This is a genomic window from Kribbella sp. NPDC056345 (assembly GCF_042262745.1).
Classification (GTDB): domain Bacteria; phylum Actinomycetota; class Actinomycetes; order Propionibacteriales; family Kribbellaceae; genus Kribbella.
The window spans coordinates 807,534-821,962 of sequence record NZ_JBHJQQ010000003.1; the positions used below are offsets into that span (position 1 = coordinate 807,534).

13 protein-coding genes are annotated in these 14,429 nt (G+C 68.5%); 3 read left to right on the plus strand and 10 right to left on the minus strand.

All coding sequences use genetic code 11. The features are described from left to right. Positions 1-3: 3 nt before the first annotated feature. The 3 genes from alaS to ACFCV3_RS14490 are packed head-to-tail and all read right to left on the minus strand — an operon-like array spanning position 4 to position 3,330. Positions 4-2,673, minus strand: a complete 2,670-nt coding sequence (gene alaS, locus ACFCV3_RS14480; protein ID WP_376030240.1) for an alanine--tRNA ligase — start codon at positions 2,671-2,673, stop codon at positions 4-6. 4 nt (positions 2,674-2,677) lie between these two features. Further along, a complete protein-coding gene (locus ACFCV3_RS14485; RefSeq protein WP_376030241.1) occupies positions 2,678-2,923 on the minus strand; it encodes a DUF6167 family protein in 246 nt (81 codons plus the stop codon). Beyond that, positions 2,920-3,330 carry a DUF948 domain-containing protein gene (locus tag ACFCV3_RS14490; RefSeq protein WP_132402025.1) on the minus strand — a complete coding sequence of 137 codons (411 nt, stop codon included), beginning with the start codon at positions 3,328-3,330 and terminating at the stop codon, positions 2,920-2,922. The genes ACFCV3_RS14485 and ACFCV3_RS14490 overlap by 4 nt, the downstream gene beginning before the upstream one ends. A gap of 130 nt (positions 3,331-3,460) precedes the next feature. On the opposite strand from ACFCV3_RS14490, the gene ACFCV3_RS14495 reads away from it, so the two are divergent. Beyond that, on the plus strand, positions 3,461-3,871 hold the full coding sequence (locus ACFCV3_RS14495; RefSeq protein WP_376030243.1) for a SitI3 family protein: 411 nt from the start codon (positions 3,461-3,463) through the stop codon (positions 3,869-3,871). On the opposite strand, the gene ACFCV3_RS14500 is transcribed toward ACFCV3_RS14495, so the two are convergent. The 4 genes from ACFCV3_RS14500 to ACFCV3_RS14515 are packed head-to-tail and all read right to left on the minus strand — an operon-like array spanning position 3,868 to position 9,099. Beyond that, positions 3,868-4,170: a nuclear transport factor 2 family protein gene (locus tag ACFCV3_RS14500; protein ID WP_376030244.1), complete on the minus strand. Its 303-nt coding sequence runs from the start codon at positions 4,168-4,170 to the stop codon at positions 3,868-3,870. The genes ACFCV3_RS14495 and ACFCV3_RS14500 overlap by 4 nt on opposite strands. Then, the gene (locus ACFCV3_RS14505; RefSeq protein ID WP_376030246.1) at positions 4,167-5,576 is read right to left on the minus strand and encodes a replication-associated recombination protein A; all 1,410 of its coding nucleotides are present in this window, start codon (positions 5,574-5,576) and stop codon (positions 4,167-4,169) included. Before ACFCV3_RS14505 ends, ACFCV3_RS14500 begins: the two co-directional genes overlap by 4 nt. Before the next feature lie 31 nt (positions 5,577-5,607). Continuing rightward, positions 5,608-8,247 (minus strand): accessory Sec system translocase SecA2, encoded by a 2,640-nt coding sequence (locus ACFCV3_RS14510; RefSeq protein ID WP_376030248.1) that lies wholly within the window; start codon positions 8,245-8,247, stop codon positions 5,608-5,610. A gap of 45 nt (positions 8,248-8,292) precedes the next feature. Continuing rightward, positions 8,293-9,099 carry a GNAT family N-acetyltransferase gene (locus tag ACFCV3_RS14515; protein WP_376030249.1) on the minus strand — a complete coding sequence of 269 codons (807 nt, stop codon included), beginning with the start codon at positions 9,097-9,099 and terminating at the stop codon, positions 8,293-8,295. Between the two features lie 64 nt (positions 9,100-9,163). Between ACFCV3_RS14515 and ACFCV3_RS14520 the strand changes: the two genes are divergently transcribed. Together ACFCV3_RS14520 and ACFCV3_RS14525 are read left to right on the plus strand one after the other, a co-directional pair. Further along, on the plus strand, positions 9,164-9,697 hold the full coding sequence (locus ACFCV3_RS14520) for a hypothetical protein (RefSeq protein WP_376030251.1): 534 nt from the start codon (positions 9,164-9,166) through the stop codon (positions 9,695-9,697). Between the two features lie 75 nt (positions 9,698-9,772). Next, entirely contained in the window at positions 9,773-10,999 is a 1,227-nt protein-coding gene (locus tag ACFCV3_RS14525) for a vanadium-dependent haloperoxidase (RefSeq protein ID WP_376030253.1), read from the plus strand. A 44-nt stretch (positions 11,000-11,043) separates the two neighbouring features. Here ACFCV3_RS14525 and ACFCV3_RS14530 read toward each other — a convergent pair whose 3' ends face one another. The 3 genes from ACFCV3_RS14530 to ACFCV3_RS14540 all read right to left on the minus strand — a co-directional run bounded on the left by ACFCV3_RS14530 (position 11,044) and on the right by ACFCV3_RS14540 (position 14,412). Then, entirely contained in the window at positions 11,044-13,062 is a 2,019-nt protein-coding gene (locus ACFCV3_RS14530; protein WP_376030255.1) for a GxGYxYP domain-containing protein, read from the minus strand. 130 nt (positions 13,063-13,192) lie between these two features. Further along, positions 13,193-13,546 carry a GntR family transcriptional regulator gene (locus ACFCV3_RS14535; RefSeq protein WP_376030257.1) on the minus strand — a complete coding sequence of 118 codons (354 nt, stop codon included), beginning with the start codon at positions 13,544-13,546 and terminating at the stop codon, positions 13,193-13,195. Beyond that, entirely contained in the window at positions 13,543-14,412 is an 870-nt protein-coding gene (locus ACFCV3_RS14540) for a hypothetical protein (protein WP_376030259.1), read from the minus strand. The genes ACFCV3_RS14535 and ACFCV3_RS14540 overlap by 4 nt, the downstream gene beginning before the upstream one ends. Positions 14,413-14,429: the final 17 nt, after the last annotated feature.

The window sequence follows — 14,429 nt, forward strand, 5'->3', positions numbered from 1 at the left end:
GTGCTAGCCCGTCACCAGGTGACCGACGGTGTGCTCGACAGCGGCCAGCGCGGCGTCGGCACCGGACGCGTCCGTGCCACCACCCTGAGCGACATCGGCCTTGCCGCCACCCTTGCCACCGAGCTTCTCGGCGGCGACGCGGACCAGGTCGCCGGCCGACAGCCGCCACTCGCGAGCGGTGTCGTTCAGTGCGATCACGATGCCGGGCTTGCCGTCGTTCACGCTCAGGACGGCCACGACGGCCGGCTTGTCCTCGCCCATCCGGCCACGGATGTCGAGAGCCAGCTTGCGCAGGTCCCCACCGTTCACGCCGTCGGGTGCGCGGTGACCGACGTACTGGACGCCGAAGACGTCCTTCGGGCTGCTCGCCAGCTCGGCCGCGGCCTGCAGCACCTGTGCGGCGCGGATCTGCTGCAGCTCCTTCTCCGCCGCACGCAGCCGGTCGGACAGGTCGGCGACCTTGGCCACCAGCTCCTCCGGACGGGCCTTCAGGTTCTCGCTGAGCAGCCGGACCAGTGCCCGCTCCTTGCCCAGGTAGCGCAGTGCCTCCATGCCGACGAGGGCCTCGACACGACGCACACCGGCGCCGACCGAGGACTCGCTGGTGACGGTCAGTGCACCGACCTGCGACGAGTGCTTCACGTGCGTGCCACCGCAGAGCTCACGCGACCACGGGCCGCCGATCTCGACGACCCGGACCTGCTCGTCGTACGTCTCACCGAACAGCGCCAGCGCGCCCCACTCCCGAGCCTCCGGCAGCGTCATGTACTGCGCCGCGACCGGCAGGTCCTGCCGTACGGCGAGGTTCGCGACCTCTTCGATCTCGGAGCGAGTGGCTTGGTCCAGCGCCGAGCCCCACGCGAAGTCGAGTCGCAGGTAGCCGGGCTTGTTGTACGAACCGCTCTGCAGCGCGTTCGGGCCGAGCACCTGGCGCAGCGCCGCGTGCACGACGTGCGTGCCGGAGTGCGCCTGGCAGGCCGAGACCCGCCACTCGTGGTCGACCTCGGCCTGTACGTCGAGGCCCGGACGCAGGACGCCCTCGACCACCTCGACCTTGTGCACGATCAGGCCCTTGACCGGACGCTGGACGTCGAGCACCTTCAGCTTCACGCCGTCGGCCACGATCAGGCCCTCGTCGGCGATCTGGCCACCGGACTCGGCGTAGAACGGGGTCTTCTCCAGCACGACCTCGACGGTCTCGCCCTGCTCGGCCGCGTTCGCGACCACACCGTCGCGGAGCAGACCGCGGACCCGCGAATCGGTGGTCAGCTCCTGGTAGCCGGTGAACTCGGTGACCCCGGCCTCCCGCAGCTCGCGGTAGCCCGTGGTGTCCGCGTGACCGGCCTTCTTGGCCCGCGCGTCCGCCTTGGCCCGGTCGCGCTGTTCCTTCATCAGCGACCGGAAACCCTCGGTGTCGACGTTCAGGCCCTGCTCGGAAGCCATCTCGACGGTCAGATCGATCGGGAACCCGTAGGTGTCGTGCAGCTGGAACGCCTTCGCGCCCTCGAGCTGGTGCGCGCCACCGGCCTTGGTCTCCTTCACGGCCAGGTCGAAGATCGTCGTACCGGCCGTCAGAGTCCGGCGGAACGCCTCCTCCTCGGCATACGCGACCTGGCTGATCCGGCCGAAGTCGGCCTCCAGCTCCGGGTACGACTTCTTCATCTGCTGCAGGCTGACCGGCAGCAGCTCGACCAGGCTCGGGTCCTCGTAGCCCAGCAGGCGGACCGAGCGGATCGCGCGGCGCAGCAGCCGGCGCAGGACGTAACCGCCCTGCTCGTTGCCCGGGGTGACACCGTCGCCGATCAGCATCAGCGCACTGCGGACGTGGTCGGCGATGACCCGGAACCGGACGTCGTCGACCTGGTCCACGCCGTACTTGCGGCCGGTCAGCTCCGAGGCCTGCTCGATCACCGGGAAGATCTCGTCGATCTCGTACATGTTGTCGACGCCCTGCAGCAGGTACGCGACCCGCTCGAGGCCGAGACCGGTGTCGATGTTCTTCTTCGGCAGCTCGCCGAGGATCGGGTAGCCCTCCTTGCCGCCACCCTCGCCGCGGATGTTCTGCATGAAGACCAGGTTCCAGAACTCCAGGTAGCGGTCGCCCGCCTCCCAGTCCCGGTCCGCGCCGAACTCCGGGCCACGGTCGATCAGGATCTCCGAGCACGGGCCGCACGGGCCGGGGATGCCCATCGACCAGAAGTTGTCCTTCATGCCGAGGCGGACGATCCGGTCGTCGGGCAGGCCGGCGACCCGCTTCCAGATGTCGATCGCCTCGTCGTCCTCGTAGTACACCGAGGCGTAGAGCTTGGACTCGTCGAACCCGTAGCCGCCGTCGGCCTGCGACTTCGTGACGAGCTCCCAGGCGTACTGGACCGCCTGCTCCTTGAAGTAGTCGCCGAAGGAGAAGTTGCCGTTCATCTGGAAGAACGTGCCGTGCCGGGTGGTCTTCCCGACCTCTTCGATGTCGAGCGTCCGGACACACTTCTGGACACTGGTCGCCCGCGCGTACGGCGGCGTCTGCTGGCCCACGAAGTACGGCACGAACTGGGCCATCCCGGCCACGTTGAACAGCAGGTTCGGGTCCGGCGACGGGAGCGGCGCACTCGGCACCACCGTGTGGCCGCGGTCCTCGAAGTAGCTCAGGAACCGCCGCCTGATCTCACTGGTTTCCATGGTGTTACCGGTAGTCCTTACGTGTGTCGCCTGCTGGGTCTGCATCAATGCCCAACGCGTCCTTCAATTCTGCTTCCCGCTCCGCCATGCCCTCGCGGACCTGGTCACCGAAGTGCCGGACCGCGGCGGCGAGTTTGGCCGCCGACTCCTGCACGGACTCGGGGGCGAGCACCTGCGCCCGCTTCTTCAACCGGGTCACCGCGTAGACACCCACGGCGATCCCGACGATCAGCCAGAAGATCCGCTTCACCGCTTCCGCGCCTTCCGCTCGGCCTTCATCTCGTCCTTCACCCGGCGGCTCACGTCCTTGCGCTGCTGCTCACCGAGCGCCCGGCGCACGCCGTACGTGAACGCCGCCGCCTTCACCAGCGGCCCGCCCGCGGTCGCCGAGAACAGCGACACCAGCGCTGCCGCGTTCGTGGTCACCGTGGTCGCGTTGTCGGTGATCGTGTCCACCTTGGCCAGCTGTGCGTTCGTGGTGGCCACCGTCGTGGTGACCTCACCCAGCAACGGCACGCTGGAATCGGAGACGCCCTTCACCATGATCCGGGTCTCGTCCAGCACCTTCCCGAGCTTCAGGATCGGATAGGCGAGCAACCCCACCAGGATGAGCAGTGCACAGGCCGCTATCAGCCCTGCGACTTCACCGACGCTCATGGAAAACGATCCACCTTCCGTTGCGACCTCGTGGACCGCACGACCCTATCGCGCGCCCATACCGCACAACCGTCCAGGACACCATCCCCCACATAACAGTCCCCCACCAAACCGGCTCTAGAGTGAGTGGGTGGCGATCGAGTACACGTTTCAGCTTTGTACGGCGACGCCCGCTGAGGTGATCAGCCGGCTGCTGGTGCCGGAGGTCTGGTACCTCACGACCCACAAGACCGCGACCGGCCTGCGGATCACCGTGCACCCCGTCAGCCGGCCGAACCTGGTGCTCGGTGAGCCCGAGATCAGCGTCGGGTTCCGGCTCGACAAGTTCGAGGAGCCGGGGCCGCAGTACGACGAGATCGCGGGACACGTGGTCACGCTGCTGACGGCGGAGGCGGGCGACGCCGTACTGCAGCAGGACTTCGAGCGGATCTTCCTGCTGCGCCGGGGAACTCAGTTGGTGGTCAGCGAGTCGTTCTGGGCGCCTGAGCTGCTGCCGTGGCCGTTCGAGCGCCGGGCGACGATGCCCTACCCGGAGGACTAGTCGAAGGCGACTGTGAGCTCTTGGACGGTGCCGTTGGGGGCCCAGGTCACGTGCATGGTGCCGGTGCCGCCGCCGGACCATTGGAAGCGGCCGGTGGCGGGGTCGAGCAGGGTCATGGTTTCGGTGGGTGGGTTTGCCGCGTAGGCGGCGGCGATGGTGGCGCGGCCGGTGAAGGGGCCGGCTGGGACGCCGACGAAGGTCATCCGGGCGTCTTCGGCGAAGCGGGTGGCGAAGGTGTCCCAGTCGCCGGTGGTGACTGCGTGGTTGAACGCGGTGACGTGGTCGTCGAGTTGGGTCATTTGCGATTCCTGAGGATCTTGCGGATGGCGTCGACGCGGTCGGCGTACGCCGCTTCGCCACCGCGGCGGGTGGGGGTGTAGTAGTCGGTGCCGTCGATGACGTCGGGGGCGTACTGCTGGCCGACGACACCGCGGGGATCGTTGTGGGAGTACTGGTACGACGAGCCGTGGCCGATCTTCTTGGCACCGGCGTAGTGGGCGTCGCGGAGGTGGGACGGGACCGGGCCGATCTTGCCGGCCTTCACGTCGGCGATCGCGGCGTCGACGGCGGTGATGACGGCGTTGGACTTCGGGGCCAGGGCGAGCGCGACGACTGCCTGCGCCAGGTTGATCCGCGCCTCCGGCATACCGATGAGCTGTACGGCGTCGGCCGCGGCAACCGCGACGCCGAGAGCGGTCGGGTCACCCATGCCGATGTCCTCACTGGCCGAGATCACCAGCCGGCGCGCGATGAACCGCGGATCCTCACCGGCCACGATCATCCGCGCCAGGTAGTGCATCGCCGCATCCACGTCCGAACCACGAATCGACTTGATCAGCGCCGAAGCCACGTCGTAGTGCTGGTCCCCCGCCCGGTCATACCGTACGGCGGCCTGGTCGACCGCCGTCTCGAGAGTCTCGAGGTCGATCGTCGCGGAGGGGGTGGGGAAGGGGGTGGTCGTCCCGGGGGTGGTGGTGGGTTGCTTGGCGCGGGCTCCGCCTGCTGCCGCCTCCAGGTAGGTGAGGGCTCGGCGGGCGTCTCCGCCGGCCATGCGGAGGAGGTGGTCGCGGGCGTCTGTGGCCAGGGTGAACTCGCCGGCCAGGCCTCGCTCGTCCACCAAGGCGCGGTCCAGCAGCACCGAGATGTCGTTGTCGGTGAGGGATTCGAGGGTGAGGAGGAGGGAGCGGGAGAGGAGGGGTGAGATGACTGAGAAGAACGGGTTCTCGGTGGTGGCGGCGACCAGGGTGACCCAGCGGTTCTCGACGCCGGGCAGGAGGGCGTCCTGCTGGGCCTTCGTGAAGCGGTGGACCTCGTCGATGAAGAGGACCGTCTCGACCGCGCCGCCTGGGCGGGCCAGGTCGCGTCGGGCGCCGTCGATCACCTGGCGGACGTCCTTCACCCCGGCCGTGACCGCGGACAGCTCGACGAACTTGCGGTTCGTCTGGTGGGAGACGACGGCCGCGATCGTGGTCTTCCCCGTGCCGGGCGGGCCCCAGAGCAGCAACGACATCGGCTGGTCGCCCTCGACCAGTCGGCGCAGCGGCGAGCCCGGGGCCAGCAGGTGTTGCTGGCCGACGAGCTCGTCCAGGCTGCGTGGACGCATCCGGACAGCCAGTGGTGCCGCCGTATGGTCCACGTCCGCCAGGCTCCCGCCGCCTCTCGCAGGCGCAGGAGCTCCCGGCAGATCGAACAAGCCCTCACTCACAAGGTGAGAGCCTACCTACCTCTACGGACAGTTATTTCTTGCTGCCCTTGTCATCGTCCTCGTCGTCGGCCTCGCGGAGTTCCTCGGGGAGGTCGTCGGCGTCGCGGAGTTCCTCCGGCAGGTCGTCCTCGTCGAACTCCTCGGGCAGGATCTCCTCGGGCTCGGCGCCGGACTGCGGGCGGATGGCGTTGCGGAGGCGGCCGAGGATCCGGTCGGCCTCGGTGCCGAAGGGGTTGTCGTTGACCAGGTAGGTCCAGGTGGCGGTCGGGCGCGGTACGCCGGAGGCTGCCTCGTCCAGGCCGGAGTCCGTGATGGAGGCTTCGGCGAAGGTCTCGGCGGCGTCCTTCCAGGCGTCGGCGATGAGCGTGTCGAACGACGCGATCGCGGACTTGTTGAACTCGTCGATCGGCTTCATGTGCACGATGCCGCCGGCCAGTGAGCGCAGGTGGATACCTTCGCGCAGGTCTGCCAGGAAGGCCAGGTGGTCGGTCCAGCGGCGGTCGAGGTGGTGCAGGGCGATCCGCCGGGCGGCGTCCTTCACCTTGTCCTCGCCGTGCTCCTCGACCAGTTCGTCGTACTTCTCCTTGACCCGCTCGGACAGCTCGGTCGCGGCGAGATCCTCGGTCAGCACCTTCTCGCGGGTGTCGAGCAGGATCGACCGCTGCTGACCGGTGAGCCGGTGGTACTGCCACGTCGTACGGTGCAGCTCGGCGTTGGCGCCGTCCGCGACCCGCTGGGCGTGGTCGAGCATGCCGACGGACTTGCGGTCGTTGAGGCGGCCGGTCTCGTCCGGGTGCGGGCGCAGGCCGGACGAAACGGAGTACCGGACGACGAGCTCGTCGCCGAGGCTGGCGAAGAACAGCGAACCGCCCGGGTCACCCTGGCGGCCGGCGCGGCCGCGCAGCTGGTCGTCGAGCCGGCGCGAGGCGTGCAGGCCGGTGCCGATGACGTACAGGCCGCCGAGCTCGATGGCCTTGTCCTTGTCGTGCGACTCGTCCTTGCCACCGAGGCGGATGTCGGTACCGCGACCGGCCATCTGGGTGGAGACCGTCACCGTGCCGGGGACACCGGCCTCGGCGATGATGGCGGCCTCCTCGGCGTCGTTCTTCGCGTTCAGCACGACGTGCGGGATCCCGGCGGCCTCGAGCCGGTCGCTCAGCTGCTCGGACTCCTCGACACTGTGGGTGCCGATCAGGATCGGGCGGCCGGTCTCGTGCACCTCGGCGATGTGCTCGACGAGCGCGACGTTCTTCTGCTCGACGGTCAGGTAGAGCCGGTCCTCGGCGTCCTTGCGGATGTTCGGCTTGTTCGGCGGTACGACGGCCACCTCGACGTCGTAGAACTCCTGGAGCGACTCGCCGACCACGACCGCCGTACCGGTCATGCCACACAGCGACTTGTAGCCCTTGATCAGCGCCTGCACGGTGATGCTGTCGAGCACCTCACCGGAGTCGCTGACCGGGACGGCTTCCTTCGCCTCGACGGCGGCCTGCAGTCCGTCGGGCCAGCGCTGCAGCTTGGCGATCCGGCCGCGGTTGTTGTTGATCAGGCTGACCTTGCCGTCGCGGACCAGGTAGTCGACGTCCTTGCGCAGCAGCACCTCGGCGTGCAGCGCGACGTTGATCTGGGTCAGCCGGTCGAGGTTCTCGTCGTCGTACAGGTTGACACTCGGCGCCTCGACCTCGGCCTCGTCGTCCGCGCCGGTCGTCTCCTCGGCATCGGTCGCCTCGGCATCGGTCGCCTCGGCATCGGCGGTGTCGTCCGCGACGGTGTCGTCCACGGGGGTCTCGTCGGCGGCGTCAGCGGCGGCGGCCTTGTCGGCCGCGGCAACCTCAGCTGCGCGCTCACCGAGCAGCTTCTCGACCTTGTCGGTCCCGCGATCCGTCAGCGCGACCGTCCGGCCGTCGCCGTCGATCTCGTAGTCGACCCCGGCGCGCAGCGTGCGGACGATCTGTACGACGTCGTCGTCCAGCTCCTCGGTCCGGGTCGCCCCGGCGAGCACCAGCGGTACGCGAGCCTCGTCGATCAGCACCGAGTCGGCCTCGTCGACCAGCGCCACGTCCGGCTCGGCAGTGACCCGCTCGGACACGTCGTTGACGAGCCGGTCACGCAGTACGTCGAAACCGACCTCGCTGACCGGCACGTAACAAACCTCAGCCTGGTACGCCGTCCGCCGCTCCTCCGGCGTGGAGGCCTGGCCGACGTGCGACACGGTCACCCCGAGCAGCTCGTAGACCGGCGCCATCCACTCCGCGTCGCGACGGGCCAGGTAGTCGTTGACCGCCAGCACGTGCACCCTGCGACCACCGACCGCGTACCCGGCTGCGGCGAACGCACCGGCGAGCGTCTTGCCCTCACCGGTCGCCATCTCGACCACGCGGCCCTGCATCATCGCCAGCGCGCCGACGATCTGGCCGTCGAACGCCGACTCACCCAGCGTGCGCCGAGCCGCGTCCCGCGCCAGTGCCAGGAACTCGATCTGCTCGTCCTCGTGCAGCCCACCGGTGGTCCGGAGCTCACTGACGGACTCGGTCAGCTCCTCGTCGGTCAGCGGCTCGACAGTCTCCTCCGCCTCGAGCACCAGCTGCGAGAGCCGCTCGTAAGGGCCGAGGTTGATCGATCCGGGACGCTGCAGCAGGCGGCGAAAGCGCGAGGTGATTTTCAGAGCCATAATGACGGCAACGTACAGCCTCGGCGTGTCGTTCCGCCGACCAGGTCAGCGTGTCTCGGGAGTCCACTGGTACGGCGTGGTGGTGGTGACGCCGTAGAGGCCCAGTTTCTGCAGGATCGGGCGGGAGTCCTCCGAGGCGTCGACACGGAGGAATTCGTACCCGCGTTCCTTGGCCAACCGGGCCCGGTGCACCAGCAGTGAGCTGTAGAGGCCCTGCCGCCGCCACTCGGGCAGCGTGCCGCCGCCCCACAGGCTGGCGAAGCCGGTGCCCGGGTGGAACCGGATCCAGGCCGCCGAGGCCACCGGACCGGCAGAACCGCGCAGCGCGTCCTCGATCAGGAACACCGACAACCGCTCCGGGAACATCCGCGCCTCGGCCGCCAGCCGTTCCTCGACCCCGGTCAGGCCGTTGTGCCAGAGCGAGTCCATCAGTACGGCGATCCGGTGGAAATCGTCCGGCCCCTCGGCCTCACGCAGGACCGCCTTCGACGGCAGCGCCGACGGCCGTTCGAGGATCCGGTCGACCTCACCCAGGATCAGCGTCTCCGGCTCCTCCGCAGTGAACCCGGCCCGGACCAGCCGCTCACCGAGGTCGGCCGGTTCGTCGTACGCGTAGGTCTTCCACTCGAACGACAATCCGCGCTCGCCGAAGAACGCGAGTTCACCCGCGATGACGGCGTCCGGGTCGTCGCCCAGCCCGCGCGGTGTCTCGACGAAACCCGCGCCTTCCGGGCCCTCGACGTACGAGCGGTGCACCAGGCCGTCGTGCTCGACCTTCCAGCCGGGGATCGTGTCCGCGTCCGGCAGCCGGATGCGGCGGTGGAACACGTCGAGCAGTTCGTCTGGAGTCATCGTCGCAGTCAACCAATCCCGCCCAGCCGGCGTCCAACGAGTAAGTCCTGAGAGGGGGACCATCATGAACATCAACCACATCCCCACGAAGACGATCCTCGCCGCGCTTGCGGTGGCCGCACTGCCCGTGGCCGCGCTAGCTGCTCCCGGCTCGTCCCCCGCCCCTCAGACCGTCGCTGCCACCACCGCCTGCCCGTCCGGCTGGGGATCGCTGCCCGAAGCGAACGCCCGGATGGTCCAGTCCCCGGCAGTCGGCGTCCGCACCGGACGGCATGCCTGTTTCGACCGGCTCGTCGTCGACCTGCAAGGCCGAGCCCCGGGGTACGACGTTCGCTACGTCAGCAACGTCACCCAGGACGGCTCCGGCTTCGTCGTCCCGTTGCGCGGCGGCGCGAAGCTGCAGCTCATCGTCCGGGCACCGTCGAGCAAACCGCTCAAGGCCCCGGACGTCCGCGGCTACGACACCTTCCGGCAGGTCGCGTACGCCGGAAGCTTCGAAGGCCAGACGACTCTCGGCCTCGGCGTCCGCGCCCGGCTGCCGTTCCGGGTCATCACGCTGTCCGACCGGCTGGTGATCGACGTCGCGCACCACTGGTGATGTCAAGCTGAATGTCTAGTTCCCAAGTAGTGATATAGGTCTTTGGGGAGGGCCGTCACCTGTCACGCTTCTCGGGTGACGACCCAACACAAAGCCCTTGTCCTGGCGGCCGTTCCCGCCCTGATCCTGTCCACAGTGCTTGCCGGACCGGCAGCAGGCACACCCACCCGGCCGGTCGACGTCGCCCTCGAGTGGTACGACGTCACCGCGAGCACGATCACCGCGGCCGGCGCGCCGACCCAGGTGACGAACAACCGCACCTGGGCGATCGGCTGGCTCGCGGCCGGTCGCGCGCTCACGCGGTCACCTGCTGCAGCAACGCCGTACAAAGAGGCCGCACTGGCCGCGGCGGTCCACGAGACCTTGGTGACGCTCATGCCTGCTCGCAAGGCGCAGCTCGACGAGGCGCTCGCCACCACGCTCGACCGGATCCCGGACGGCGCTGACGAGACTGCCGGTACGGCGGCTGGACGCCAGCAGGCCAAGGCTGTCCTGGCCTCCCGCGCCAACGACGGACTGGACCCGGCGTCGGTCAACGCACCGTTCACACCACCATCCAGCGACGCGGGCGTCTGGCGTCCGACACCGCCGACGTACAGCCCCGGAACGCAGTACGGCAACCGGCTGGCGAAGCCGTTCCTGCTGAAGACCGCGGACCAGTTCCGGCCCGGTCCGCCACCTGCGCTGGGGAGTCCGCGGTACAACCGCGACCTGGCCGAGGTCCGTGCCGACGGGGCCCTCGACAGCACCACCCGTACCCAGGCCCAGACCGACACGGCGCAGTTCTGGTACGGCTCGTCGTACGTGCTCTACACCGAACCGCTACGCGTCGCAGTAGCCGAGGCAGCGCAGCGCCCGTTGGCCGAGCGCGTCAAGCTGGTCGCCCTGTTCCACGTCGCCTCCGTGGACACCCAGATCGCCACCTCCGACACCAAGTACGCGTACCAGCGCTGGCGCCCGGTGACTGCGTTGCGCGCGACCGTGGATGCAGAGTGGACGCCCCTGCACAACACACCGGCTCACCCGGACTACCCCAGCGGTCACACCACGTACTCCGGTTCCGCTGAGCAGGTGCTGACCAGTTTGGTGGGACCGCGGACGGCGAAGCCCTACACGATCGGCAGCCCGACGGCTCCCGGCGTGACCCGCACCTACACGAACTGGCGACAGCTCACCGTCGAGAACGTCGACGCCCGCGTCTGGTCGGGCATTCACACCCGCACGGCGGACACCGTCGGTGCGACGCTGGGCCGTGAGGTCGCCGGCTACACCGTCCACAACGCCTACAAGCTCTTCCGCTGACCGCTGCTCCGGCGGGCGCACCGAGCGCCCGCCGGAGCCTCTTGTTACGGCAGTACGCGGTTCAGCAGGTCGAAGAACGCGTTGGCCAGCACCAGCTCGTACCGGTCGTCGAGCAGACCGGCCAGCTCGGCGATGTCGGACGGTGTCCAGTTCCAAGCGTTGATACCGCCGGAAATGAACAGCGGCTTCGTACCGTCCCACTTCGCGAGCTGAGCATCCAGAGCGCTCTTGTACTCGCCGGCCTTACCCGGCGCACCCCACTGGCCGGCGATCGGCAGGCCGCCCTGGCGGACCGCGAGCAGGTCACCGTCCCAGGTCTGCATGATGCCCTTCAGCGGCGTGTACTTCGCGAACCCGGCGGCGATCTCCTCCGAGAGCACGACCCACTTGTCGTTCTCACGGTGGCTGTACGAGTACACCTGATCCATGCCGGTACGGCGCAGTTGTGAGCCGGTGAGCTTGAGGAACTGGGTGAACTCGCTCGGTACCCACGAGCCGGGGTAGGTGTAGCCCGCACCGGACGGTCCACAGACCAGTAGGTCGTTGGCGGTGGCAGTCCGCTGGAAGTGACTGAACAGTCCCGGACCGGTCTCCAGCAGCATCGGACTGATCGTCCAGTTCGCCGGAGCCTCGCCACGCTTCGGGTCGTCCCACAGGTCGCGCATGTGGCGCTGGCAGTACTGGATGTTGTCGCCCTCACCGAAGGTCAACGTCAGATAGACCTTGTTCTTCGGCTTGCTGATCCGCCGGACCGGCCGGACCTTCTCCGAGATCGGTGCGGTGAACCCGGCATGCACGGTCCCGTTCATGTAGAAGTCCGCCGCGATCACCGGCGAACCACCCTTCGACGCGAGGTCGACACCGTCCCACTCACCGGCGACGTCGTTCGCGAACCAGCCCATGTACGGCGCGAGTGTCGGCCACTTGGCGAAGTGCTCGATCAGCAGCTCACCGGTTGCCCCACTCGGCGGTAGCCAGCTCACCAGGGCCTTGGTGGCCACCACGTAGTCGCGGAAGTACGCGAACGGTTCGATCCGCGTGGGCGCGGTGTCGGTGATCGAGACCAAGTACTGGTTCCACATCGTCACGGTCACCACGAGGGACGTCGTACCGGCCGGTGGGTCGAACGCGTAGATGTAGTAGCCGCCGCCGTCGCTGAAGCGGTTGGCCTCACCACCGATACTCGAGTTCGCGCCGTCGAAGAGGTACTGCTCCTCCTCCGGCGTCCCTGGCTTGAAGTGCGCGATCTCGACGCCGTTCGCCTTCACCCACACCTCGGAGACCGACGGTCCCCAGCCGTCGTCGCCGAACGAGTCCTGCCACCGGACGTACACCTTGCCCTTGCCGAGCTTGGGCGACACGTCCAGGTCGTAGTTGCCGCGGTTGGACGAGTCCCGGATCTGGCGGGTCTCGCGGGCGATCTCCTGCCACTGCACGTTCTCGACCGCGACCACCCGGGTCGGCGGCAGCCCGGCCAGCAGTTTGTGGGTGACCCGCGGGAACAGGTTGTCGAGCTGCCACCGGTACGTCTTCACCCGGTCGTCGTCGAACTTCCCGCGCAGGTCCTGCACGATCTTCAGGCCGTGCGCCTTGGCCTGATCGGCGTTCGCGACCACGCAGTCCTCGAGGCCGGCCAGGGTGGTCGCGACGTTGAGCGAATCCGGTACGCCCGCGTCGTAGACGATCGCACCGCGGACCCGGTGCCGGTACTTCGCCACCAGGTCGAGCGGGTTGCGGTAGAGCGTCGTCGGCAGGCGCATGTCGGTCAGCCACTTGGTGTCCGGCGTGCTCTGGGTGCCGGTGTCGTAGAGGAAGTACAGCTCGGGCTGCGCGCGGTTGACGATGCCTTGCAACGTTGTCAGCAAAGTCTGATCCTGACCGCTGAGTTTGCTCGCATCGCCGTAGTGCAGGTGCTTCGGGCGGTTGAAGGCCGGCAGCAGCCGGGCGGGGCTGCCGGACGTCGATGGTGCAGCATTCGCAGCGCTTGTCAGGCCCGGAACCAGTCCGATCCCACCTGCCGTCACTGCACCGCTGCCCGCCAGGAACGTTCGTCTCGAGACCATCGTGACCACTCCCCTGTCGCTGACATCGATGTCAAATCTGGCCGGACAGTAGCAATCCCGTGAGAGCGTGTACAGGCCTCGTTACAACGTTGCCCTGGGTATTTGGAATCGTTTCCGGGAGATCGGATCTCTACCAGGCGCGATGCAGGATCTCGGTCGCCTCGGCCAGGCTGATCCCCGCCCGCCGGGCCGCCCGCGCCAGCACCGTCGCCGCCGCCCGCGTCTCCTCGTCGTCGACCTGACTCCGCGACGCCAGCACGAACGTCCCGTTCCGCCCCCGCGTCTCGATCATCCGATCAGCCTCGAGCTCCTTGTAGGCCCGAGCCACCGTGTTGACCGCCAGCCCCAGATCCCCCGCCAGTTGCCGCACCGTCGGCAACCGCACCCCCTGGGCCAGCTCCCCCCGCCGAATCAGCCCGTCGATCTGTTCCTTCACCTGCTCGTACGGCGGTTTCGCTGCCGCCGGATCCACCGAGATGATCATCCGGCAACCCGCCGTACCCGGCGCAGAGCCCATGGGGTCATGGGGATCCAGGAGTGCACCAGGACAAGCCCCATCGACACCACGAACAGCCCGAACGCGACATCCCCGAAGTACATCGCGTGCCCCTGCCACTCGAACGACGACGGCACCGATGCCCCCAGAAGCCAGCTGACCGTGATGATCGCCGTACCAAGGTCGCGCAGCGTCGCCGCCCGGTACGCCTCATGCCAGAGCAGTTGCGCCGGCCGCCCGGACGGCTGGCTGACCCGAAGCGCCATCCGCTCAAGAGCCAGACCCACGCCCCACAGCAGCACGGCAACCGAACCACTCGCAACCAGCAGCCAACCGCGCGCCGGACGATTGTCCGAGCTGAGCACGCCGACTCCCAATCCGATGCACACCAGGGGTATCGCGACGACCCCGTAGTGGATCGCCGTCTCGACCGGGGTCAGGTAGTCACCCAAGCGGCGTGGCCGCAGCGTCGCCGTCCGGGGCCCGTCGACCTTCGACCGTCGCACGGCCCGGTAGGCGTCCAGCAGAGTCAGGCCACCACCGATGAAGGCCGCTGCCGCGAACGCCCACACAATCGGGCCAAGGCCTGCACCCGAGCCGGTCTCCGGACCGAAGCGGAACGCCCGCCCGCTGAACAGCAGCACGACACCGCCCACCAAGATCCCCAGCAGGTACCCCATGGTGAGCATCCCGACCCGGCGCTGGAACCACCCGATCGCCGACTCGGCAAGATCGGGGTCAGCCGGCAGCCCCCCGTGCTGAATCAGCCGGTTCACCTCGGACCGAGCCGTCTTCTTCCGCTGCGACCACACCACCACCAGGATCACCATCGCAAGCCCCAGAATGGCCAGCATCCCCCGCTCCCTCCACT

Coding starts and splice junctions, on each gene's coding strand:
- ACFCV3_RS14510 (WP_376030248.1), bottom strand. CDS start 8,247: ATGGCTCTGAAAATCACCTCGCGCTTTCGCCGCCTGCTGCAGCGTCCC.
- ACFCV3_RS14490 (WP_132402025.1), bottom strand. CDS start 3,330: ATGAGCGTCGGTGAAGTCGCAGGGCTGATAGCGGCCTGTGCACTGCTC.
- ACFCV3_RS14500 (WP_376030244.1), bottom strand. CDS start 4,170: ATGACCCAACTCGACGACCACGTCACCGCGTTCAACCACGCAGTCACC.
- ACFCV3_RS14540 (WP_376030259.1), bottom strand. CDS start 14,412: ATGCTGGCCATTCTGGGGCTTGCGATGGTGATCCTGGTGGTGGTGTGG.
- ACFCV3_RS14520 (WP_376030251.1), top strand. CDS start 9,164: ATGAACATCAACCACATCCCCACGAAGACGATCCTCGCCGCGCTTGCG.
- ACFCV3_RS14535 (WP_376030257.1), bottom strand. CDS start 13,546: ATGATCATCTCGGTGGATCCGGCGGCAGCGAAACCGCCGTACGAGCAG.
- ACFCV3_RS14530 (WP_376030255.1), bottom strand. CDS start 13,062: ATGGTCTCGAGACGAACGTTCCTGGCGGGCAGCGGTGCAGTGACGGCA.
- ACFCV3_RS14515 (WP_376030249.1), bottom strand. CDS start 9,099: ATGACTCCAGACGAACTGCTCGACGTGTTCCACCGCCGCATCCGGCTG.
- alaS (WP_376030240.1), bottom strand. CDS start 2,673: ATGGAAACCAGTGAGATCAGGCGGCGGTTCCTGAGCTACTTCGAGGAC.